Below are 21834 nucleotides of genomic sequence, written 5' to 3' on the forward strand. Positions count from 1 at the left end.
GTCCCGACCTTCAGCCTGTCAGTTTTTCCTCGAAAACCGGCATCTGGCCGCGTTTTTCCAGCTCCTCCCGGATCATTTTCTTGGTGATCTTGCCATAGGCGGATTTCGGCATGGCCTCCCAGAACACAACGGTTTTCGGCAGCTTGTAGCGGGCCATCTTGCCATCGAGATATGCCTTGAGGTCGATGCCGGCGATATCTGCGCCTTCGCGCGCCACGCACACCGCCACGCCCACTTCGCCCCACACCGCATCAGGCACTCCCAGAACGGCGGTCTCGCTGATATCCGGGTGCATGAGGATTTTCTCCTCGATCTCCCGCGGGTAGATGTTCGAGCCGCCGGAGATATACATGTCGGAGGCGCGCCCGGTGATGTAAACGAAGCCGTTTTCATCGCGGTGGCCCAGATCGCCGGTGCGGAACCAGCCATTGCGGAAGGCTTTGGCATTGGCCTCAGGGTTATCGTAATAGCCCACAAAAACGGCGGGACCGATAACGCAGATCTCGCCGGTTTCGCCGGCTGCCAGTTCCTCACCCGCATCGTTCTGGATCTGCACTTCCATGCCGGTACGATCAAATCCGCAGCTGCCGATCCGCGCTTCCGGGCCATCTTCGGCGCTGTGGAAGGAAGGAGGCAGCACGGTGATATTGCCGGTGACTTCGCCAAGGCCGAAATATTGCACCAGCACCGGGCCGAGCTTTGTCAGCGCCCGTTTCTGATCGGCGCGATACATCGGCGCGCCGGCATAGATGACGTAGCGCAGCGATGAATGATCGAAACGATCCACGGATGGGTCTTCGATCAGCATTTTCAGAATGGTGGGTACGGTAAAGGCATTTGTGACACGCCATTTCTCGATCAGCGCCCACACAGCGGGGACATCCAGTTTTTCAGCAGCCGGGAGCACCGTTTTTGCCCCATGCGCCACCTGCACGAGCTGGTGAATGCCCGCGCCATGCGAAAGCGGCGCAACGACAATCGAGGCGTCGCCTCTTCCGGTGCCGGGCATCAGATCGCAGAGATGGTTGGTGATGACAAATGCCATCTGACCATGGGTCAGCACCGCAGCCTTGGGCCGACCTGTCGTGCCTGATGTGAAGAAGAACCAGCAGGGATCATCCCGATCGACAGCCTGGCTTTTCACCTTCTGACCCATATGACGGGCCACGATGGCATCGTAATCGTCGCCGAACTCGGCCGCGCCGATGGCAATGGTGAAATCGATATCTGTTGCCTCACGGCTGGCCCTGGCGTGGTCGGGAAAAGCGCTGGCGCAAATCATGCCGCGCGCGCCGCTGGCTTTTGCCAGATAGGCAACTTCATCAGGCGACTGGCGGTAATTGGTCGGCACCCACACCGCGCCTACGCGGAAGCAGGCGAACATCGATTCAAACATCTGGTTGTTGTTGGACGACTGCACCAGAATGCGGTCACCCTTTTTCACACCGAATTCGGTCCCCAGCGCATGTGCCATGGCATCGACACGGGCGTCCATTTCCGCCCAGCTCCAGGTTTTTTCGCCCCAGACGAAACCGATATCGGCAGGGTTGCGGCGCGCTGCCTGGGTCAGGAAATGCGATAGATTCATAACCCGTGTGGTGGAAGGTGCCACACCACCCGGAGGATGCCGCGCGGAGCTTTGTGGTGTCATTTCACGCGCTCCATGATCGAGACATAGTTGGCAACCGCAGTGCCCCCCATGTTGAAGACACCGGCCAGCGAGGCGTTGGGGATCTGCATGTCTCCGGCCTCGCCCATCAACTGCATTGCGGCCATGACATGCATCGAGACCCCTGTGGCCCCGACGGGGTGGCCCTTTGCCTTAAGCCCGCCCGAGGGATTGATCGGCAAGCGCCCTGTTTTCAGCGCCGTACCTTCGCGCACCACCCGATGGCCTTCACCGGGCTTTGCCAGCCCCATGGCCTCATATTCAATGAGTTCGGCAATGGTGAAGCAGTCATGGGTCTCAACCAAAGAGAGATCGTCGAGCGTCGCGCCCGCAAGTTCCAGCGAACCCGCCCAGGCGCGGCGCGCGCCTTCAAACGCCAGCGGATCACGGCGGCTCAGCGCCAGAATGTCATTGACATGCTTGCGGCCCCGGAAGCCGATGGCGCGGTTCAGCGTTGCCGCAGTTTCCTCATCGGCCAGAATGATGGCGGCAGCGCCGTCGGAAATCAGCGAGCAATCGGTGCGGCGCAGGGGGCCGGCGACATAGGGGTTTTTCTCCGATACGGTATTACAGAAATCGAAGCCGAAATCCTTGCGCATATGCGCGTATGGATTGACCGCGCCATTGGCATGGTTCTTGGCGGCAATCATCGCAAGCTCTTCGGAGCGATCGCCGTAACGCTGGAAATAGGCCTGCGCGATGCGCCCGAACTGACCGGCAAAGCCGCCGGCAATATCGGCTTCCTCCGCGCGGTAACAGGCGGAAAGCAGGATTTCGCCGACTTCCGCAGTGGGAAGCGCCGTCATTTTTTCGGCACCGACAACGAGCGCAATGCGCCCACGCCCGGCCTCGATGAAGTCCATTGCGCTGTAAAGGGCAGCCGATCCCGTCGAGCAGGCATTTTCGAAACGGACTGCGGGCGTATAGGCCAGGCGCTCATCACCCATGGCCACCAGCGCGCCCTGAAAATCCTGTTTCGAGAAACCGTTATTCATCACGCCAACGAAAATGCCGTCGATATCGCCGACATCGACGCCCGCATGTTCGATGGCGGGCGCCACGACGGAAGCCATCAGTTGTTCGGTATTTTCAAGGGCCGATTTGCCAAAAGGCGAATGCGCCCAGCCGACGATCTGTGCTTTGCTCATCTGCTCGTTCTCCTTGCCTGTCGCTTCGTTTCACCATCGCCGCGCGTACGGGCGCGGCTTGCCATCATTTCCGCAATGCGTGTTTCGATGCGCGCCACTTCTTCGCGCAGCAGTGCCGCAAGTTCCGGCTGCCTTTCCGGCCGCATGCGGCTATCGACAGCGGCTATGCTCAGCGCACCCGCCACCGCGCCATCCGGTGCGCGAATGGCAACGCCGATACCCCAGGAATTTGAGAGGATGAGGCCCGGATTGAGCGAATAGCCATTGGTCCTGGTCAATTCGACATCGCGGCGTAGCCCATCAAGGGTGATACCGGGATAGCTTGCGGCAATCAGCCCGCTATTGGCGGCAATGACACTTTCCACTTCCGCGTCCGGCAAGGCGGCAAGCATGGCAAGTGATCCAGCGCCGATGCCCAGGGGATGCTCAAAGCCAGCCTGAAGCGCATGGGTGCGCACCGGCCAGGTGCCTTCTTCGCGATAGAGGCAGAGCGCAAATGTATCACGACGGACCGAGAGGAAGCTCGAATCCTCCGTGCGGCGGGAAATGCGGGTGAGCCCGTCCTGTGCCATTTGCAGCAATCCGAAACGGCGCGACGACAGGCTGCCCAGCACATAGGCTTCTTCGCCCAGATAATAACGCCTTGTTTCCTCGTCCTGCTCCAGCAGTCCCGCGCGGATCAGCGCCAGCAGCAGACGACGGGCAGTTGGCTTGTTCAGCCCGCTTTCGGTAACGATGACCGACAGCGCCACGCCGCGTTCCGCATGCCGCCCCACCATGGAGAGCAGCGTCAGCGCCCGGTCTACCGCGCGTGCACCTGTCAGATCGCTTTCTGCGGGGATCGAAGTTGCCATATCAGGAAAACGCCCCCACCGCACAGCTTTGCCCGCCATCGACCGGCAGGCAGACGCCGGTTATGAACTTCGCCTCATCTGAAGCCAGAAAGACGGCGGCCCGTGCAATGTCGAAGGCATCGCCCATGCGACCAATCGGCACCGCTGCATTGCGCGCCGCCACCATCTCCTCGACCGACGAATATTGGCTGCTGATCTGCTTGTAGATCAGCGGCGTGTCGATCATGCCCGGCAGAATGCAGTTGGCGCGAATGCCCTGACGGGCATATTGCATGGCCAGCGCCACGGTCGCCTGATTTACGGCTGCTTTCATCGCGTAATAGGCAAAATAAGGATATCCGGTCCACCGGATCGAGGCGAGGGAAGAGATGTTGACGATGGCTCCGCCGCCCTGCGCCAGCATCACCGGCAGCACCGCCTTGGTGGCGCGATAGACAGAGCCGATATTGAGATCGACCGAGGCACGGAAGCGTTCCTCATCCAGCTCAACCGGCCCGCCCATATGGGTCACCCCGACATTATTGTGCAGAATATCGATGCCGCCAAAAGCGTCGCAGGTGCGGACGACGGCTGATGATACGGAATCGAGCCTGGTGACGTCGGCAGCAATCGCAATCGCATCGAAACCTTCGTCGCGAATGATCTGCGCCGTTTCTTCAGCCGCGTCAGCGGAAAGGTCGATACAGGCGACACGTGCGCCTTCGCGGGCGAACTGCACGGCCGCAGCCTTGCCATTACCGAAACCCGGACCCGATGATCCGGCACCAAAAACGATGGCGCGTTTTCCCGTCAGGCGACCTGTCAAAACAGTCTCCATTACAATCGTCAAAAATAGTCGGGTCGGCCCCGCCAAAGACGGGGCCAGTTACTCGGCGGACCGATCAGGTCAGGCTGGCGCCAACGGCCTTTTCGAGAATAGCCCAGGCTTCATCGCCATATTTGCCCTTCCACTCGGAATAGAAACCGGCGTCCTTGAGCGCTGCGCGGAAGAGTGCGGCATCGGTGTCGTTGAAGGTCATGCCCTTGCCAATCAGATCTTCCTTCACCGAGGCATTGAGCTTTGCCACGTCGGCCCGCTCATCCTTGCCCGCCTGATTGAGGTTTTTGGCAACGATGGTGCGCAGATCATCCGGCAGACGCTCCCAGGCGCGCTTATTGGCCAGGAACCAGAAGCCATCCCACATGTGGTTGGTGACCGAGCAGAATTTCTGCACTTCGAACAGCTTGGCAGTGGAAATGATCGCCAGCGGATTTTCCTGGCCATCGACTACGCCGGTCTGCAAGGCGGTGTAGACTTCAGCGAAATTGATTGAGGCGGGTGCCGACTTGAAGGCCTTGAACATCGAGGTCCAGAGCGGGCTGACCGGCACGCGGATCTTGAAGCTTTCGAGATCGGCAGGCGTGGCAATCGGCTTGGATGAGCTGGTGATCTGGCGGAAGCCGTTATCCCAGATGGTATCCATGGCAACGAGGTTCTGCTTGGCAATTTCGCCACGCACATATTTGCCGAGATCGCCATCCATGGCTGCCCAGACCGAGTCGTAATTCGGGAAAGCGAAGCCGATGCCGCTGATGGACGCATTTGGCACCAGCGTCGACAGGATCAGCGGCGAAAGTGTGAAGAATTCAACGCCGCCCGAACGCACCTGGCTCAGCATGTCGGTATCGGCACCCAACTGGCTGCTGGGGAAAATCTTGATATTCACACGCCCGTCGGTTTCTTTCTCGATACGGTCGGCCGCTTCCTTGGCGCGGATGTTCATGGGGTGCGCGGCGGGCAGGTTGTTGGCGTATTTATAGCTGAATTCAGCGGCGCGGGCGCGCGATACGAAAGCGGTGGCAAGAACGGCAGAACCGGCTCCGGCCAGCATGGTACGTCTGTTGATAATCATTGCTTTCTCCTCCCAAGTAAAAGCATTTTTCGTTAGTCGGCATGGCGAGCGGACCCGCCATGGTATCAGAGCAGAATTGTCGACAGGCTCGGAATCCCGGCAATCAGCAGCAGGCCGATGACCATGGCTGCGAGATAGGGCCAGATAGCGCCCATGGCTTCATCGGGCGAGACATTGCCGATCTTGCAGGCGATGTAGAAGCCGATGCCGATAGGCGGCGCCATCAGGCCGATATTCATGGCGACCACTACGACCATCGAATAATGGATGTCGTTGATGCCAAGCGTGCGGGCAATGGGGAACATGATCGGCGCCAGCAGAACAATCGCCGGCAGACCTTCCAGCACGCAGCCGAGGATCATAAAGATCAGGATCGACACGACCATATAGGTCATCCATCCGCCCGGCAGATCGGTGATCATCGCGGTCAGCTCGAAGGCGAAACCGCTCTGCGTCAGTCCCCAGGCCATGGCAGAGGCACAACCGAGGATCAGCAGAATTGCGCCGGAAAGGGCGGCCGTCTCCACCAGCATGGAGTAGAGTTTTTTCAGGCTGATGCCGCCATAAAGCACGGCTCCGACAATCATCGCATAGAGTACGGCAATGGTGGAAACTTCGGTAGCCGTTGCCACGCCCCCGCCCACTAGGCTGCGGATCAGGAAAGGCAGAACAAGTGCTGGCGCTGCAACCAGCGCTGCCTTGCCCACCAGCGGCCATGGGGTGCGCTTCGCCCCTTCCATATTTTCACCGCGCGCTTTCCAGCGGGCCAGCACGGCCAGCACCAGCAGTAGCACCATGGCAATCATGAAGCCGGAGGTAAACAGCCCGGCAATCGATACGCCGGCGGCAGAGCCAAGCACGATGAGCACGATGGACGGCGGAACTGTATCGGCCATGGCAGCACCGGTGGCCAGAAGCGCAATCATTTCCTTGGGCTTGTGGCCACGGCGCTTCATTTCCGGAAACAGCGCCGGTGCGACCGTTGCCATATCCGAGACCTTGGAGCCGGAGATGCCCGACACCAGAAACAGCGAGCCGAGCAGGACATAGGACATGCCCGCGCGAATGTGACCAAACATCGAGGACAGGAGTTCGACAATCGCCTTGCCCATGCCCGTGGCATCGAGCACGCAGCCCAGCAGCACGAAGATCGGCACCGACAGCAGAATGATGCCTGACATGCCCTCATCCATACGCCCGACCATGACGATCATCGGAACCCAGGTGGTGAAGGTGAGATAGGACAGTGTTCCAAGGCCGAAACAGAAGGCAATCGGCACGCCCAGCGCCAGAAACACCGCAACGAACAGGCCGAGAAAGATCGCCAGATTGAAGTTGCCCAGGGTTTCCAGCGTCGGTGACGCCAGAAACAGGAGGCCGGCGACGGCCGCAACGGTAACAACGGCGACGACGATATCCCGCGCTCTTTCCCTGCGGAAAAGATTGTTGATGACCAGCAGCAGCATCAGACAGGCGCCGAATGGCAGCGCGGCCGCGCGGAAGGTCATGGGAATATTCAGCGCCGCCGACGTGACGACCCATTCCTCAATGGCATATTCGATGGCGGGCTTGATGATGGCGCCCAGAAATGTCGCCACCAGCACCAGCGCCAGCGAATTGATATAACCGAGGAAACGCTGCGGAAACATGTTGAGAAACAGCGTCAGACGCAGGTGTTCGCTGCGATCAATGGCAATGGCCGCGCCCAGCATGGCAAACCACAGGAAACTCATCGACGCCGCTTCGTCGATCCAGACGATAGGCAGATGCAGGGCATAACGTGATGTCACGCCCAGCAGAAGCAGGCCGATCATCACCGCCAACAACACGGCTGCCACGGCCTCGACGGGTCGCATGAACCGCGAACCTGTTACCGGCCCCGTGTGCAGCAGCTCGCCATCAAGTACAAATACGTCGTCATTCGCGTTTGCGGTCATGGTCATTGGGGCCTCCTCTCCCGCAGAACAACCTTCGCAATGGCCAGCAAAACAGTATGTCCACGCCCGCGCCACGGTCGTGGTCGCCGCATCAGGATATATCTGCCATTGCCAGACCGGCCAGACCCCTCCACAAGTCTGGAACTATCGGTATATTGCCTCCACAATATGGACCATTACAAAATCATATATTCGGGATACACAGGAAAATTGACAAAATCAACTGTAATAAGGCGGTATTACGAAGTTTAAGTTGCTCGTTTATAGGTCCATATAGTGGATCGTATATGATAGCACCCGCAAACCACCGACGATGGCGACGCGGCAAGGGGCCACCAAACTCGGAGCCGCTCCCTGTAGGGAGGTATTGCGTATGCCTCTACAGGCGATCGCTTAACCGCATCGGCGGCTATAATGGCTGTTGTCCTGGGCTGGTGGTTCAATATATTCAGGGGCCGGATCTTCACTTAAACCTGCGGGCACATGGAAACTTCGCTTTATTTGCCGGTCAAAGGCTTTCTTGAGAAGGCGGGCTATACCGTCAAAGGCGAAGTTGGCAGTTGCGACCTCGTCGGCTTGAGCGATGGCGATCCACCTGTGGTCGTGATCTGTGAGCTGAAGCTGAGCTTCAATCTTGAGCTCATTTTGCAGGCCGTCGATCGCGCAGCTATCGCAGACGAGGTCTGGATCGCGGCTCGAGTCTCAGCCAGGGGCAAAGGCCGCGAGACTGACAAACGTTATCGCGATCTCTGCCGCAGGCTCGGGATCGGTATGCTCGGCATTTCCGATGCTGGCGACGTCAGCATTATCGTCAGTTCCGTATCACCGATGCCGCGAACCAATCCAAAACGGCGTACGAGGCTGGTACGTGAACACCAGAGGCGACACGGCGATCCGACGGCTGGTGGGAGCACGCGCACGCCGATCATGACCGCGTACCGCCAGCAGGCGCTCGGCTGCGCTTTGGCGCTGGCATCAGGGCCGATGCGCGTGCGTCAAATCAGATCCAGCGTACCGGATGCCGGAAAGATTTTGCTTGCGAACGTCTATGGCTGGTTTGAGCGTCTCGATAGAGGGGTTTATGGCTTGACCGACGCCGGACGGGAAGCAATGCAGCGATGGCCGCAGCAGGACTTCCCCCAATTTCTACAAGTGTAAACCGGCAGGGGTCTTCGGTCACTGAGTTTTCCAGGTCTCAAGCAACATCCCGACGAACTTTTCAGCAGCTGGAGACAGAGCGCTGCTTCGCCTTTGCACGATACCGATCGTTCGGGAGACCACAGGATTTACGATCGGCCGTGAGACGAGGAACGGGTGATCGTCCTGCGGGGTTGCCAATCGCGGCAAGACGGAAATCCCAAGACCCGCCTCCACGAGGCCGAGCGAGGTATTGAGATGGGTCACCTCATAAAACCAGTTCAGCTTTAGATTGTGACGCGCGAGCGCCCCATCGAGAAGCGTCCTGTTGCCGCTGGAACGGTCGACGACAACCAAGGGGTAGGGCTCCAATTGATCCCACTGGATCGTTTCGAAAGCCGCCAAAGGATGATCTTTCCGCATCGCCAGCACAAATGGGTCATCGATGAGCGGCTCGAACGCCAGGTCGGGATCAGAGTTGCCCATCAGGTTTATGCCGAATTCCACCTCGCCTCTCGCAACCGCTTGCAGGCCCTCGTTTGCCGTGAGGTCTCTGATACGTAGCCGGATATGCGGATATTGCTTGCCAAAGGTTTTGATCACGGTGGGAAGGAAATAAAACGCCGCGGTGGGAACGCATGCCATCGTAATGAGACCGCGTCGTTGCGCGCCGTCCTTCATCGCAAAAAGCGAGCCGTCGAACTCCTCCAGCATGCGCCGGACGAGCGGCATGACCTCCTGACCCATAGCGGTCGGCGCGACATGGCGGGTGGTCCTCTCCAGAAGCGGCGCGCCAATGGCCTGTTCCAGTTTCTGAATGCGCCGGGTAAGCGCCGGCTGCGAAATATGGAGCGTTTCCGCGGCCCTGTGAAAACTCTCCAGCTCAACCACCGCTTGAAAAGCCCGCAAATCCAGAATTTCGCAATTGATGCTCATATCGCAATAATACCTCCGAACATTGCATTTAACAGATTAGCTTCTTTTGCGCATATTGCAACAACAAGGCGGATTGATCCACCAAATGCAAGATTGAGGCAGCCAATGAACGATCTATTGAAGATACCCTGTGTGCTGATGCGCGGCGGAACGTCTCGTGGACCGTTCTTTCTCGCATCCGATCTTCCGAGCGATCGAGCACAGCGAGATGCCGCACTTTTGTCCATCATGGGGTCCGGCCATCCGCTTCAGATCGACGGTATAGGAGGGGGCAATCCGGTCACCTCGAAAGTCGCGATCATCGGGCCTTCCACGGTCGAAGGTGCTGACATCGACTATCTATTCGCCCAAGTTCGCACCGACCGGCAGTATGTCGACTATTCGCCCAACTGCGGAAATATGCTGGCCGCAGTTGGCCCCTTCGCGATCGAGGCGGGACTTGTCGAGGCCCATGGGAACGATACCGTGGTTCGCATCCACAACGTGAACACCGGGAAATTGATCGAAGCGAAAGTGCCGACGCGGGGTCGCGAGGTGATTTATCTTGGAGACGCATCCATCGATGGCGTTCCGGGTCTTGCTGCCCCGATCGCCCTGACTTTCGTGGATGCCGCAGGGGCGAAAACCGGAAAACTGCTGCCCACGGGAAACCCCGTCGACACGATTGAGGGAGTAGACGTGACAGCCATAGATTGCGCTATTCCGATGGTTCTTATGCGGGCGACGGATCTCGGCGTCACGGGATATGAGGATCCGCAGGTGCTGACTGCCAATAGTGATCTCATTGAACGGATGACCCACATACGTATTCAGGCAGGCAGACTGATGGGGATGGGGGATGTGTCGGATATGGTCATACCAAAACCCGTGCTCATAGCGCCGGCCCGCAAAGGTGGCACGCTGTCCGTCCGATACTTCATGCCCAATGAGTGCCATCCCGCACTGGCGACGACGGGCGCTGTCGGAATAGCAACCGCGGCGGTGACGGAAAACTCCGTCGCATTCGACCAGGCGGGACGTCGTTCTATACCGACCAAGATCTCCATCGAGCATCCTGCCGGTCGGCTCGACGTGCAGCTGGAGGTGCGGGACGGAGCGATAACAGCGGGGCTTGTGAGAACGGCACGCAGACTTTTCGAAGGTTTTGCCTTCGCAAAACCAACTGCTGCGATTGAAGACGCAGCTTAGACAAAGCCATAGTGGCTCAAAACATAGTGAAACTGGGAGGAGACCCTCATGCGTAAATACTTGCTTGCAACAGCGGCGCTCTGTGCGCTGGCCGCATCGGCGAATGCAGAATCCGTAAGAATGAGTGTTGGTTCGTATAACCTCAACAACCTGCCTTTTCCCGTGGCGGCAAGCCTCGGCTTCTACAAGGACGAGGGTCTTGACGTGACGACGGAGAACTTCGCCCAAGGCGGGTCGAAAGTTCTGCAGGCGCTTGTCGCAGGATCGACGGATGTAGCCGTTGGTTTCTACGACCACACGATCCAGATGCAGTCCCAGAACAAGCACGTTGTCGGCTTCGTTCAGCTTGCCCGCAATTCCGGGCTGGTTCTTGCCGGAAAGAACGACACGGATTTCGATCCGGCAAAACCCGAAACCATCAAGGGTAAAAATGTCGGTATCACGTCTCCGGGTTCATCGTCCGATTTCTTCATTCGTTATTACATGAAGCAGCACAATCTGAGCGACAATGACATTTCCATCATCGGGGTCGGCTCGGGCGCTGCGGCTGTTGCCGCCTTGCAGCAGGGCAAGGTCGATCTGCTGGTAAATTATGACCCGGCTGCAACGATCGTGGTTGAGCGCGGCTTGGGCAAGATCTTGATCGATGCACGCAGCGACCAGGGCGCCAAGGATGTGTATGGCGGCATCTACCCGACCTCCGTTCTGTATGCGACCCAGGAATATATCGATGCTCATCCTGAGGTGATTCAGAAGGTCACCAACGCGACCGTGAAGGCGCTGCGCTGGATGAAGGAGCATTCGGCGGAGGAAATTGTCGAGAAGCTTCCCGACGACTTCGTGTCCGGTGACAAGCATACCTACATCAAGGCTGTCGAGGCAGCCAAGGCGATCTTCTCCGAAGACGGAAAGTTCGAACCTGCCGATCTGGAAACGCCATTGGCGGTGCTGAAAAGCTTCAACGAAGCGGTCGCAAAGGCGACGATCGACCTCAACACGACCTACACTAACAAGTTCGTCGAGGCTGTGGCTTTGACGGGCGTAAACTGAGGACTTCCAATGTCATCACCCGTTAGAAAGTTAGAGCCCGTGGCCGACGTCAAACCGCAGCCGATGGTGGCAATCGAGAACGTAACAATGGCCTTTGGTGCGTTCGTCGCTGTCGAGGATGTGAACCTTAAAGTCGGCGATGGCGAGTTCCTCTCAATCGTCGGTCCCACCGGATGTGGAAAATCGACCATCCTCAACGCCATTGCGGGGTTGCTGAAGCCGGCGCAGGGAAAGGTCTCCATCGACGGCTCGGACGTCCAGGGCGTGCAGAACAACATCGGATATCTTTTCCAGCAGGACGCGTTGCTTCCCTGGAAGACCGCGTATCAGAATGTCGAGCTTGGCCTGATGTTTCGAGGCGTACCCGAGAGTGAGCGACGCGCCAAAGTTCTGGCCTGGCTGGTAAAGGTCGGATTGAAAGGGTTCGAAGAACGCTTTCCGCATCAGCTCTCGGGCGGACAACGCAAACGCGTTCAGATGGCGCAAGCGCTTATTACCGAGCCGAAGGTGATCCTGATGGACGAGCCCTTCTCCGCGCTCGATATCCACACCCGCCACCTGATGCAGAACGAGCTGCTGCGGCTGTGGCAGGAGGACCGTCGTGCGGTGGTGATGATTACCCACGATCTCGAAGAGGCGATTGCGCTCGGAGACCGGGTTGTCGTCCTTGCCGCCGGCCCCAAGAGCCGCGTTATCGAAAGCTTCCCGGTTGATCTGGAGCGGCCTCGCAACGTGGCTGAAATCAAACTCGATCCGAAATTCATGACCCTGTATCGCGATATATGGGCATCCCTGCGCGGCGAAGTGGAGAAAAGCTATGCAAGCCGTTAATGTTCGCATCATTCAGGTCGGGCTTCTGGTCGTGCTCCTGGGTGGATGGCAACTCGGAGTGAGCTCGGGAGCAATCGATCGCTTCTTCTTCCCGGCGCCTTTCGATATCGTCAAACAGGTCATCACCTGGGTTGCCGATGCCGGCTTTTACAAACATGTCGGCATCACCTTGACCGAAACGGTTCTTGGTTATCTCATCGGCACTGGGCTTGGCGTCGGCGCCGGTGTCTGGCTGGGTCTCAGCCCCTTTGTGGCCCGCGTGCTGGATCCGTTCATCAAGGCCGTGAACGCCATTCCGCGTGTCGTTCTGGCTCCCATTTTCGTCCTTTGGCTGGGGCTTGGCCTCTGGTCCAAGGTCGCACTTGCGGTCACGCTCGTCTTCTTCATCACTTTCTTCAACGCCATGCAGGGCGTGCGCGAAGTAAACCCGGTCGTGCTTTCCAACACGCGCATTCTTGGCGCAAAGCGCTCGGATCTGCTGCGTCATGTGTATTTTCCGGCGGCTGCGAGCTGGATCCTGTCGTCGCTGCGCACATCCGTCGGATTTGCGGTCGTAGGCGCCATCATCGGGGAATATCTCGGAGCTTCCGCGGGCCTCGGTTACCTGATCGCCCGTTCCGAAGGGAATTTCGATGCGGTAGGCGTTTTCGCCGGGATCATCATTCTCGCGGTATTTGTTCTCGTCATCGATCTCATTCTCGATATCGTGGAGAAAAGACTGATCACATGGAGGCCGAATGCGGGCGAGGAGCGGCCTGCATAGGATTTCCTGCAATCTCACATCAAACGGGGGCGGCCAATCGGTCGCCCCCGTTTGCATGAAATGATCAGGCGTCGTCTCGCGACAACTCCCCAGGCCGCAGGGTCAATTCCACCGCGAAGGATGGAAAATGCGGGATGTTTCAAATCTATCGGCCGCTATCCTTGTCCATCGCACTCGTTTGCGTTATCCATTCATACAATAATTCAAGGATTATTGAACTATGGATGAGCGCCAGGCCCTTTCATCATTCGCCGCCCTTTCTCAGGAGACTCGCCTCGCCATCGTTCGAGCCTTGGTCGTAGCCGGGCCCGAGGGGTTGGCCGCCGGCATCATTGCCGAGCGGATGGGCGTCTCGGCGACGAACGTGTCTTTCCATCTCAAGGAACTGGAGCGTTCGGGCCTCATCTCCCAAAGACGCATGTCGCGCTCGATTCTGTATAGCGCCAGCTACGAAACATTGGCCGAGCTCATAAAATTCCTGATGGAAGACTGCTGTGCCGGCCATCCGGCAATCCGCGAAAATGTCGAGCGGAGCGATGGATGTTCCAGTCCGGCAGGTGCTTTGACCGATGGGGACAATATCGTTGCATAATTCGAAAATGCCTGCGGGCATCGTCTCCGCACTCGGCCTCACACAGATCATCGGCTACGGCACCCTCTATTACAGCTTCAGCATTCTTGCTCCCGGCATGGCGAAGGATCTCGGCCTGACATTGGCCGAGGTATTTGGCATCTTCTCGGCGGCCCTGTTCATCGGCGGCCTGTCGGCAACCTACATCGGCAGGCAGATGGATCGGTTGGGAGCCGCCACGGTGATGACGATCGGCTCGGTCCTCGCTTCCCTGACGCTGGTGCTCTGCGCCTGGTCGCCGTCGGTTGCAATCTTCGCCGTTGCCGTCATCCTGCTCGAGATATCGTCCGGAATGGTGCAATATCAGGCGGCATTCGCATCGCTGGTCGAAAGCGATCCCCGAACGGCGTCCCGCAGCATCACCTACCTGACCCTGATCGCTGGTTTCGCCTCGACAATCTTCTGGCCGATCTCGGCTGCGCTTACCGGATATCTGTCGTGGCGCGAGATCTATCTTGTCTTCGCGGGGCTGAACCTTTTTCTCTGCATGCCGCTCCACTACTGGATCATGCGCGTCGGGAAAACAGGGGCGGACGCGGATTCCACGATCCGAACGCGTGAGACGGTGATCGGCACGCTTCCTGTCCATGCGCGCCGGCGCGGCATGATCCTCGTGTCGTTTGCCTTCGCCATGCTGGGCTTTTCTCTTTCGGCCATGCTTGCACATATGGTGCCGATGCTCGGGTCGATCGGGCTCGGCGCTGCTGCGGTCGTGATCGGGTCGCTCTTCGGCCCAGCCCAGGTGTTAAGCCGACTAATCAATATGGTGTTTGGTAAAAGCCTGTCGCCGCCGGCACTTGCCGTCCTTTCCGCGATCTTGATCGTCGTCGGCGTGTTGGTCCTGCTGATAGCAGGCAACTGGTTGCCGGGAGCGGTTGCCTTCGCGATCTGCCTGGGGCTCGGATCCGGCATCAACAGTATCGCGCAGGGAAGCCTGCCGCTCCACCTGTTCGGATCGGATGGCTATGGTGCGATCACGGGCAAGATGGCCGCTGCTCGACTGGCGGTGGGCGCCGGAGCGCCGTTCGTCTTTGCCGCGACGATGGAGAATTTCGGCATCAGCTTCGCGCTCGCTGCGAACGCCTGTCTCGGGGTAATCGGTATCGCGGCATTTGTTGCGGTGGCGGCATCCTCACGGCAACCCGCCACCGCGACGGCATGATCCGTCAGATCGACTTCAACGAGACCCGCTTCTCAAGCTCGGCCGCCTCTTCTTTCCGCTCACTGTATCGGTCGGTCAGATATGACGAGGCATCGCGCGTGAGGATGGTGAATTTCACCAGCTCTTCGCAAACGTCCACGACCCGGTCGTAATAGGACGACGGCTTCATTCGACCATCCGCATCGAACTCCTGAAACGCTTTCGCGACCGAGGACTGATTGGGGATGGTGATCATCCGCATCCAGCGGCCGAGGATGCGCATCTGGTTCACGGCATTGAAGGACTGGCTTCCGCCGGAGACTTCCATGACCGCAAGGGCCTTTCCCTGCGTCGGGCGCACGGAGCCGACCGAAAGCGGTATCCAGTCGATCTGCGACTTCATGACGCCCGTCATCGCCCCGTGGCGTTCCGGGCTTACCCAGACCTGCCCTTCCGACCATTGGGAAAGGTCGCGCAGTTCCTGCACCTTCGGATGACTGACAGGTGCTTCGTCCGGAAGCGGCATCCCCCTGGGATCGAATATTCGAACATCGCATCCGAGCCGTTCGAGCAGCCGCCCCGTTTCGAACGCAAGCAGACGGCTGTAGGACACCTCTCGCAGCGAGCCGTAGAGGATCAGGATGCGGGGCTTGTGCGTCGAGAATGCCGGGGGGAGAGCGTCGAGATCAATCGCGTGCAGATGCTGGCCCTTGAGCGCGGGAAAGGTGTCAGGCAATGCGCTTTCCTTCCTGATCCAGGACCTGCTCGCCGTCCTCTTTGGAAAATGGCCCTTTGAAGGTAACGGGCAGGATATCGAGCACGGCCTCGGAAGGTCGGGCAAGCCTGGTGCCGAGCGGTGTCACGACAAAGGGGCGATTGATGAGGATCGGCGTGCCGATCATGGCGTCGAGCAACTGTTCGTCGGCCATGTCCGGCTTGTCGAGACCGAGTTCGGCATAGGGCGTGCCTTTCTCGCGGATGGCCTCCCGAACGGTCAGGCCGGCATCCGAAATCATCTTCGCCAGTTGTTCGTGTGTCGGTGGCTCCTGCAGATACTCGATCACGGTCGGCTCTATCCCGGCGGCACGGATCAACGCCAGCGTGTTGCGGGACGTCCCGCAGGACGGGTTATGATAGATGGTGATGTCCATGCTCATTGCCTTTCGGTGATTGTCGCTCGGGAAACGGCCGGGGCGGCCTCATACCAATCCTTCGAGCGGTTGACGATCCAGACGACCGAGAGCATGACCGGAACCTCGATGAGGACACCGACAACGGTTGCCAGTGCCGCGCCTGACTGAAAGCCGAACAGGCTGATGGCGGCCGCGACTGCCAGTTCGAAGAAGTTGCTGGCGCCGATCAAGGCGGAAGGACCGGCAACACAATGCCGTTCGCCCGCCGCGCGGTTCAGAAGATAGGCGAGCCCGGAATTCAGGTAGACCTGGATCAGGATCGGGATGGCGAGCAAGCCGATCACGGTCGGCTGGGCAATGATCTGCTCGCCCTGAAAGGCGAAGAGAAGAACCAGCGTTGCAAGCAGCGCCACCAGCGAAACCGGCTGCAGTCTTGCAAGAACACGATCCAGCGCCCCCGACGTTCCGTCAGCCATCAACCGTTGCCGGATAAGCTGCGCCAGGATGACGGGCACGGCGATATAAAGGGCAACGGAGAGAATAAGCGTGTCCCATGGAACGGTGATCGCCGACAGGCCAAGTAGCAGGCCGACGATCGGAGCGAAGGCGGCGACCATGATCGCGTCGTTGAGCGCGACCTGCGAGAGCGTGAACAATGGCTCGCCGCGTGTCAGGTTGCTCCAGACGAAGACCATGGCCGTGCAGGGCGCTGCGGCGAGGATGATCAGTCCGGCGATGTAGGAGTCGATCTGGTCGGCGGGAAGATAGGGGCGAAACAGCCAGCCGATAAACAGCCAACCCAGCAGCGCCATCGAAAACGGCTTGACGGCCCAGTTGATGAACAGCGTGACGCCGATACCGCGCCAGTAGCTGCCGACCTGCGCGAGAGAGCGGAAATCGATCTTCAGCAACATTGGAATGATCATCAGCCAGATAAGGACAGCGACCGGAATATTCACTCTGGCGATCTCTGCTGCGCCAATGAGCTGGAAGAACCCGGGCATCAGATGGCCAAGGGCGACACCGGCAATGATGCACAGAAACACCCAGACGGTCAGATAACGTTCGAACATGGACATCAGGCAATGTTTCCCTGCGGCGTACAGCACGGCGTCAGCTCGGCGATCAGTGGCGCGCAAAGCTCTGCCGATCCACCGCAGCAATCCTTCAGAAGAAACAACGTCATGTCGCGAAGCTGTTCTATCTCGGCGCGATAGATGATGATCCTGCTCTGGCGCTGTGAAGATACGAGGCCGGCGCGGGAGAGAATATTCAGATGGGCGGACAGGGTGTTTTGCGGCACCACCAGTGCACGCGCAATGTCGCCGGCGGGCAGACCTCCCGGTGCGTGCCGCACGAGCAGCCGGAAAGTTTCGAGACGGGTCGGCTGCGCGAGCGCCGCCAAAGCGAGAATAGCCTGTTCTTGTTCCATATATCCAGATTAATGGAAATATTGAGAGAGTCAACATATTCGTTCGCGTAGCGGTGGTATCGTCCACGGCGCGGGGGCGGCTTACGGTGGGGTCTGGCTCTCAAAAAGCGGAGTGGCCGTGCCGGCCTGGGCGATCAAGCTGGCCTGCGTGCAATGAGCCGGGATCGGATCGTCCGGCCCGATAAAATACACCTCCGGATGGAGATGCAGCCGCGCCTGCAAACGCTCCAGCAGCCGCCTGCAGGCGGAGGCCTGCAAATCTTCCTCTCCGGTCAGCCTGCCGACCAGACGCATGAACCAGCTGTCATAGGCCGCAACATAGAGGAACCATCGCGGCGGGGTTAGTGCATCAGGCAGCGTGTCCCGGCAAAGCCAGATGGCGCGCGCATGCTGGAAGAGCGGTTGAAGGGTGGTGTGCAACAAGGCGAGTTCGGACGCATCCATCCCATGGGGATGCAGACCCTCGAATATCAGCTGCCCCACATCTTCGCTCGCCCATAACCGGTCGGCAGCCTGCCGATGGTGCTCTGCCGCCGTCTTGTCTCGCGCCCGCAAATGGAGTTCACACAATCGGCGATGGATCTGATATTCGCTGGAAGACGGATTCTGGCTGATGCGATGCCATAGGGATATTACTCCGGGAATATCACCGGCCTGTTCCAGATCGTCCGCCTTTAGTTGCAGCAACGCTACATCTTCCGGCGAATGGCGCAGTCCTTCTGCGATCGCCTCGGCTCGAAGGGTGCCTGCCCGATCGAACTTTTCTGCCAGTTTCGCCAGTTGCAACCAGTCCTCTTTGTCAAACACCTGTTGTTCGCGACGTTGCAGCAGCTTTAAGAATTCGCTTTTCTGATGTGCATGCCATTCTTTGGCATCGCGCCAGCCTTGGGTGGCGTTTTTACGCCAATCGCCATCAAGCTGTGCGGCGATGATTTGAGCATGTTTCCCTAGCCAATCCGCAGCCGCTGACGTCTCTTCGAGGCGCCAGGGCAGATGATCGGGCAGAGGCTCTGCCGGATCGAAACCAGTCGCGGCGATACGCTCGGCAAAGACCGGGTGGGTGCTGTGAATATCCGGTTTCTGGCAGAGGCTTTCATGCAGCCAGACGGATGCCTGGGCGCCGTCACGCGGATGGCTGTCCGCCGGCTCCGTCAAAAGCTGCGCAAACGGCCGTGCCCGCGCAATGTCGTTCTTATCCGCCTGCGCAAATATGCCCGGCCAGAACTGGCTGGACATGGCCCTTTGCCGCAATGCCAGGGCGACCTCCGCCTGGAATGCGATATCGTTGCCGCAAACCGCAATCGCCTGCGCATCGGCAACAAACTCGCAACGACGTGAAAACTCCAGCGTTTCGCGCATCATGCGAGGCACGTACCAGGAGAGAAACAATCTGAGTGGCGCGGTGATCAGCCGGTGATTGCGTTCATGCAATTCGCCGAGCGCCGCCCAGCGTTGGCGAGCCACATAGGCCCAACGCGCAAAATGGCCGTGCTGTCGTGAAATATGGGCATATTCATGGGCGATGACGGCGGTGGCCTGCTTTGCCGTCAGAAGGCAAAGAAGCGGCAGGCCAAGCACCAGAACATGCTTCGGCTGACCTCCACGGGACCCCGTTTGATAGATGGACGCATTCAGCTCGGCATTGATATAGACGGCCGTGAAGGCTGGCGCGTCGCAGGCAAGCCGCAGCCGTTCGAGCTCTGCGGCAAGGGCCGGGACTTTCCCGGGTTCCAGCAATATTCCGTCCGAGACCGGTGGCGGCGGTACCGTCGCATAGGAGCGCAGGACCATCAGCCCATAAAAAAACCATGACAGCGCCGGCAAGGCAAAAAGCACCAGTAGAAGCCGCGAAGGCACCAGCAGCACAAGCAAAAGAGGCGACAGGACCAGCGCAGAGCCGCAGGCGAGCAAAAACATGTCGCCAAAGGCGAGCCAGACTAAAGCTCGCCATCTGCCTTCACGCGGTGACTGGATGGGACTGGCCATGATGTCGCTTATTTCGGCGGGAGATGTTCGCTTGAAAGCTTCTTGCCGAGGATGAAGGCTCTCAACGCCCGCCCGGCCATTTGCCATCCGGTCGATCCATAAACCTGCGTTTCCATCCAGTCCAATGTCGAATGGTCGGGGAAGAGTTCCTTGTAACGGTCGAACCATTGCATGGCGATGAACTCGCTCTTGGGAACCCCGTCGCCGTATTTATATGCCAGAATGACCTCACCATAAGCTTCTCCGGCAATGTGGTCGTCATGGTGGGCAACAAGGGATTTCATGTAGGCGACGGCCTGCTGCTTTTCCTCTTCGGTTCCGTGCCTGCGGTCGACGCTTGCAAGCCGGATGACAGACATATCTACGCCGCCTTCAAGGCCCCCGCGGTAATATTCCTGAACCCGTTCGAAATTCGCCCTGACCGACAGATCGAGATTATCGACATTTTCCAGCCGCCAGGCATAATTATAGAGCGCAACCGGCTCGCCTTCCTCAACCGCGCGCTCAAGCCAGTGATCGGCTTCGCCACTGTCAAGCAATTGCGGCTCGGTGTCAGGCCGGAAACCCCTTGTAATGTCATACATGCTTGCGGCTGCGGAATAGACGCGTCTCTCGGCGAATGCGCGGGTGAGATAAGTCGACTCTTTCTGAAATCCGCCATCCCAAATCATCCGGCAAGCGTGCATCGGAGTAAATTCGTCGGGCTCGTAGAACGGTTCGAGCTGTGCTGCGCGGTCGATCAATCGCGTGGCAAGGGCCGGGTCCGCGTTGATGCCCCACATGCCGAACTGCCAGGCAAATGCAGCTATGGTCAGCATGGTCGGCTCATCAAAGCGGCGGACAGCGGTTTGCAACACGTTTGCGAAGGCGCCCTCGTGATCTTCAAGATGCTTGATCAGCATTAGATTGGTGAAGTCCCGGAACGGACCATCAATGGCCGGATAGGTGCCCGGTGCCCTGCAATAACGGACGGATTCGACGTGACGCTGGTGCGCCAGTTCATCGTCCTTGAGAGAATAGTGGGTAAAATTGGCGTATTTCCCGAGGGAAATGAAACGCAGGCGATCAGGTAAATCCCGCGCCAGCCACTTCTTGAAGATCTTCTCGCGCGCGGCGATTTCGCGCGTATCGCCGGGCTCCGGATAATCGGGAATGGTCAAGGCGTCATGCACACCGGGCCAGCGGACGGAGTTGCGTTCCTGCTCGGTGAGCGCGGAACATAACGGGCCTTTGGCGAATTTTTCGACCTCTCCTTCGTCACCACCCCATCTCGGGCTCAAATATTGGGCATAGGTGGCCAGGATATCGGCCCATCGGGGCTTGAGCGAAAGGCAATAGCGCAGCCAGTAATAGCCCGGATTTTCGGCGTCTCCCTGTTGCAGGGGCGGAAGAGAGGCGGGGAGTGTCGCGGTTATAATGCCGGGTGGCTTTATTCCGTGTCTGGCAAGCTGGGCGCAGGCCGCGTCATAAAGATCCGGTTCGAACTCGTCGCGCTGCATGGTTTTCTCGATGCGCGAGCCACGAAACAGTGCATCGACAAAGTTGGGTTGACCCAGATATTGGCTCATCTCCATCATGGTTTCGGCAGCGAGAGCCGGCCGTCCGGAAAGGGCCATCGCTTCCAGCAGATGTTCGGCTGCGGTTGCGCAGGCCATGTGGGCGGCAAGCCATTGGTCGCTTCCCACGTCGGCTGCCCAGGCTGCCGTCCGGATGTCGCAGGCCCGGCGAAAATAATATTGACCAGTGATTTGTCTTGCATGGTAGGAGGCCGGATAAGTCCGGCTCCATTCATGCAGCAGCTCCAGCCTGAAGGCCGCATCGACACTGGCGAAGTCGAACACCCCGGCATCGGTCGCCAGATAGGTGTAGTGGTCATCCGCCAGATCGACGGGCTGCCACCAAGCCGCCTCAAGCGCTGCCAACAGGCGCTCGACTTCATCGAAACGCCGGTCAAGCATCGCCTTTCGCAGCTCTTCCCGCTGGCGGAACCGCTCCCATTGCGGACCGTCCAGCGGCAGGAGAGGGGAGTTTGTATCGATCTGCATGGACGGCTCCTCAACGAATATGGCGGACGACGGCTGTCAGGGATTATCAGGGCGTTAGGAT

The 21834-nt window shown here is 58.9% G+C and carries 21 protein-coding genes; 8 read left to right on the plus strand and 13 right to left on the minus strand.

What is annotated here, in order from left to right; translation table 11 throughout:
- Positions 1 to 10: 10 nt before the first annotated feature.
- The 6 genes from RS75_RS12265 to RS75_RS12290 form a co-directional block, all read right to left on the minus strand.
- Positions 11 to 1651 carry an acyl-CoA synthetase gene (locus RS75_RS12265; protein WP_045020771.1) on the minus strand — a complete coding sequence of 547 codons (1641 nt, stop codon included), beginning with the start codon at positions 1649 to 1651 and terminating at the stop codon, positions 11 to 13.
- Complete coding sequence (locus RS75_RS12270) at positions 1648 to 2817, minus strand: acetyl-CoA acetyltransferase (RefSeq protein ID WP_045020773.1); 1170 nt, start codon at positions 2815 to 2817, stop codon at positions 1648 to 1650. The genes RS75_RS12265 and RS75_RS12270 overlap by 4 nt, the downstream gene beginning before the upstream one ends.
- Positions 2814 to 3671 (minus strand): IclR family transcriptional regulator, encoded by an 858-nt coding sequence (locus RS75_RS12275; protein WP_045020775.1) that lies wholly within the window; start codon positions 3669 to 3671, stop codon positions 2814 to 2816. The genes RS75_RS12270 and RS75_RS12275 overlap by 4 nt, the downstream gene beginning before the upstream one ends.
- Before the next feature lies 1 nt (position 3672).
- Positions 3673 to 4476 (minus strand): SDR family NAD(P)-dependent oxidoreductase, encoded by an 804-nt coding sequence (locus tag RS75_RS12280; protein WP_162484804.1) that lies wholly within the window; start codon positions 4474 to 4476, stop codon positions 3673 to 3675.
- Between the two features lie 76 nt (positions 4477 to 4552).
- On the minus strand, positions 4553 to 5563 hold the full coding sequence (locus tag RS75_RS12285; RefSeq protein ID WP_045020779.1) for a TRAP transporter substrate-binding protein: 1011 nt from the start codon (positions 5561 to 5563) through the stop codon (positions 4553 to 4555).
- Between the two features lie 65 nt (positions 5564 to 5628).
- The gene (locus RS75_RS12290) at positions 5629 to 7506 is read right to left on the minus strand and encodes a TRAP transporter large permease (RefSeq protein ID WP_045020781.1); all 1878 of its coding nucleotides are present in this window, start codon (positions 7504 to 7506) and stop codon (positions 5629 to 5631) included.
- A 477-nt stretch (positions 7507 to 7983) separates the two neighbouring features.
- On the opposite strand from RS75_RS12290, the gene RS75_RS12295 reads away from it, so the two are divergent.
- Positions 7984 to 8658, plus strand: a complete 675-nt coding sequence (locus RS75_RS12295) for a DUF2161 domain-containing phosphodiesterase (RefSeq protein WP_045020783.1) — start codon at positions 7984 to 7986, stop codon at positions 8656 to 8658.
- An 18-nt stretch (positions 8659 to 8676) separates the two neighbouring features.
- Here the strand turns inward: RS75_RS12295 and RS75_RS12300 are convergent, their stop codons facing one another.
- On the minus strand, positions 8677 to 9573 hold the full coding sequence (locus RS75_RS12300; RefSeq protein WP_045020785.1) for a LysR family transcriptional regulator: 897 nt from the start codon (positions 9571 to 9573) through the stop codon (positions 8677 to 8679).
- 105 nt (positions 9574 to 9678) lie between these two features.
- Here RS75_RS12300 and RS75_RS12305 point away from each other — a divergent pair, with 105 nt between their 5' ends.
- From RS75_RS12305 to arsK, 6 genes are all read left to right on the plus strand, one after another.
- Positions 9679 to 10761, plus strand: a complete 1083-nt coding sequence (locus tag RS75_RS12305; protein ID WP_045020788.1) for a 4-oxalomesaconate tautomerase — start codon at positions 9679 to 9681, stop codon at positions 10759 to 10761.
- Between the two features lie 48 nt (positions 10762 to 10809).
- Entirely contained in the window at positions 10810 to 11811 is a 1002-nt protein-coding gene (locus RS75_RS12310) for an ABC transporter substrate-binding protein (protein WP_045020790.1), read from the plus strand.
- A 63-nt stretch (positions 11812 to 11874) separates the two neighbouring features.
- Positions 11875 to 12642 carry an ABC transporter ATP-binding protein gene (locus RS75_RS12315; protein WP_045020883.1) on the plus strand — a complete coding sequence of 256 codons (768 nt, stop codon included), beginning with the start codon at positions 11875 to 11877 and terminating at the stop codon, positions 12640 to 12642.
- Positions 12629 to 13405, plus strand: a complete 777-nt coding sequence (locus RS75_RS12320) for an ABC transporter permease (protein ID WP_045020792.1) — start codon at positions 12629 to 12631, stop codon at positions 13403 to 13405. The genes RS75_RS12315 and RS75_RS12320 overlap by 14 nt, the downstream gene beginning before the upstream one ends.
- Positions 13406 to 13625: 220 nt before the next feature.
- Positions 13626 to 13997, plus strand: coding sequence for an ArsR/SmtB family transcription factor (locus tag RS75_RS12325; protein WP_045020793.1), 372 nt, complete (start codon positions 13626 to 13628; stop codon positions 13995 to 13997).
- Entirely contained in the window at positions 13975 to 15198 is a 1224-nt protein-coding gene (arsK, locus tag RS75_RS12330) for an arsenite efflux MFS transporter ArsK (RefSeq protein ID WP_200893632.1), read from the plus strand. Before RS75_RS12325 ends, arsK begins: the two co-directional genes overlap by 23 nt.
- 4 nt (positions 15199 to 15202) lie before the next feature.
- On the opposite strand, the gene arsH is transcribed toward arsK, so the two are convergent.
- The 5 genes from arsH to RS75_RS12355 all read right to left on the minus strand — a co-directional run bounded on the left by arsH (position 15203) and on the right by RS75_RS12355 (position 19377).
- Complete coding sequence (gene arsH / locus RS75_RS12335; RefSeq protein ID WP_045020885.1) at positions 15203 to 15931, minus strand: arsenical resistance protein ArsH; 729 nt, start codon at positions 15929 to 15931, stop codon at positions 15203 to 15205.
- The gene (gene arsC / locus RS75_RS12340) at positions 15906 to 16328 is read right to left on the minus strand and encodes an arsenate reductase (glutaredoxin) (RefSeq protein WP_084686826.1); all 423 of its coding nucleotides are present in this window, start codon (positions 16326 to 16328) and stop codon (positions 15906 to 15908) included. Before arsC ends, arsH begins: the two co-directional genes overlap by 26 nt.
- 2 nt (positions 16329 to 16330) lie before the next feature.
- Positions 16331 to 17389 carry an ACR3 family arsenite efflux transporter gene (gene arsB / locus RS75_RS12345; RefSeq protein ID WP_045020800.1) on the minus strand — a complete coding sequence of 353 codons (1059 nt, stop codon included), beginning with the start codon at positions 17387 to 17389 and terminating at the stop codon, positions 16331 to 16333.
- On the minus strand, positions 17389 to 17742 hold the full coding sequence (locus tag RS75_RS12350; protein ID WP_045020802.1) for an ArsR/SmtB family transcription factor: 354 nt from the start codon (positions 17740 to 17742) through the stop codon (positions 17389 to 17391). Before RS75_RS12350 ends, arsB begins: the two co-directional genes overlap by 1 nt.
- Before the next feature lie 81 nt (positions 17743 to 17823).
- Positions 17824 to 19377: a M48 family metalloprotease gene (locus tag RS75_RS12355; RefSeq protein ID WP_234704266.1), complete on the minus strand. Its 1554-nt coding sequence runs from the start codon at positions 19375 to 19377 to the stop codon at positions 17824 to 17826.
- Here RS75_RS12355 and RS75_RS27095 point away from each other — a divergent pair.
- Complete coding sequence (locus RS75_RS27095; RefSeq protein WP_234704267.1) at positions 19258 to 19554, plus strand: hypothetical protein; 297 nt, start codon at positions 19258 to 19260, stop codon at positions 19552 to 19554. The two genes, RS75_RS12355 and RS75_RS27095, sit on opposite strands and share 120 nt — an antisense overlap.
- A 182-nt stretch (positions 19555 to 19736) precedes the next feature.
- On the opposite strand, the gene RS75_RS12360 is transcribed toward RS75_RS27095, so the two are convergent.
- On the minus strand, positions 19737 to 21773 hold the full coding sequence (locus RS75_RS12360; protein ID WP_045020806.1) for a DUF4034 domain-containing protein: 2037 nt from the start codon (positions 21771 to 21773) through the stop codon (positions 19737 to 19739).
- Between the last annotated feature and the right edge of the window lie 61 nt (positions 21774 to 21834).

Origin of the sequence: Rhizobium nepotum 39/7, from assembly GCF_000949865.1 — a bacterium.
Classification (GTDB): domain Bacteria; phylum Pseudomonadota; class Alphaproteobacteria; order Rhizobiales; family Rhizobiaceae; genus Agrobacterium; species Agrobacterium nepotum.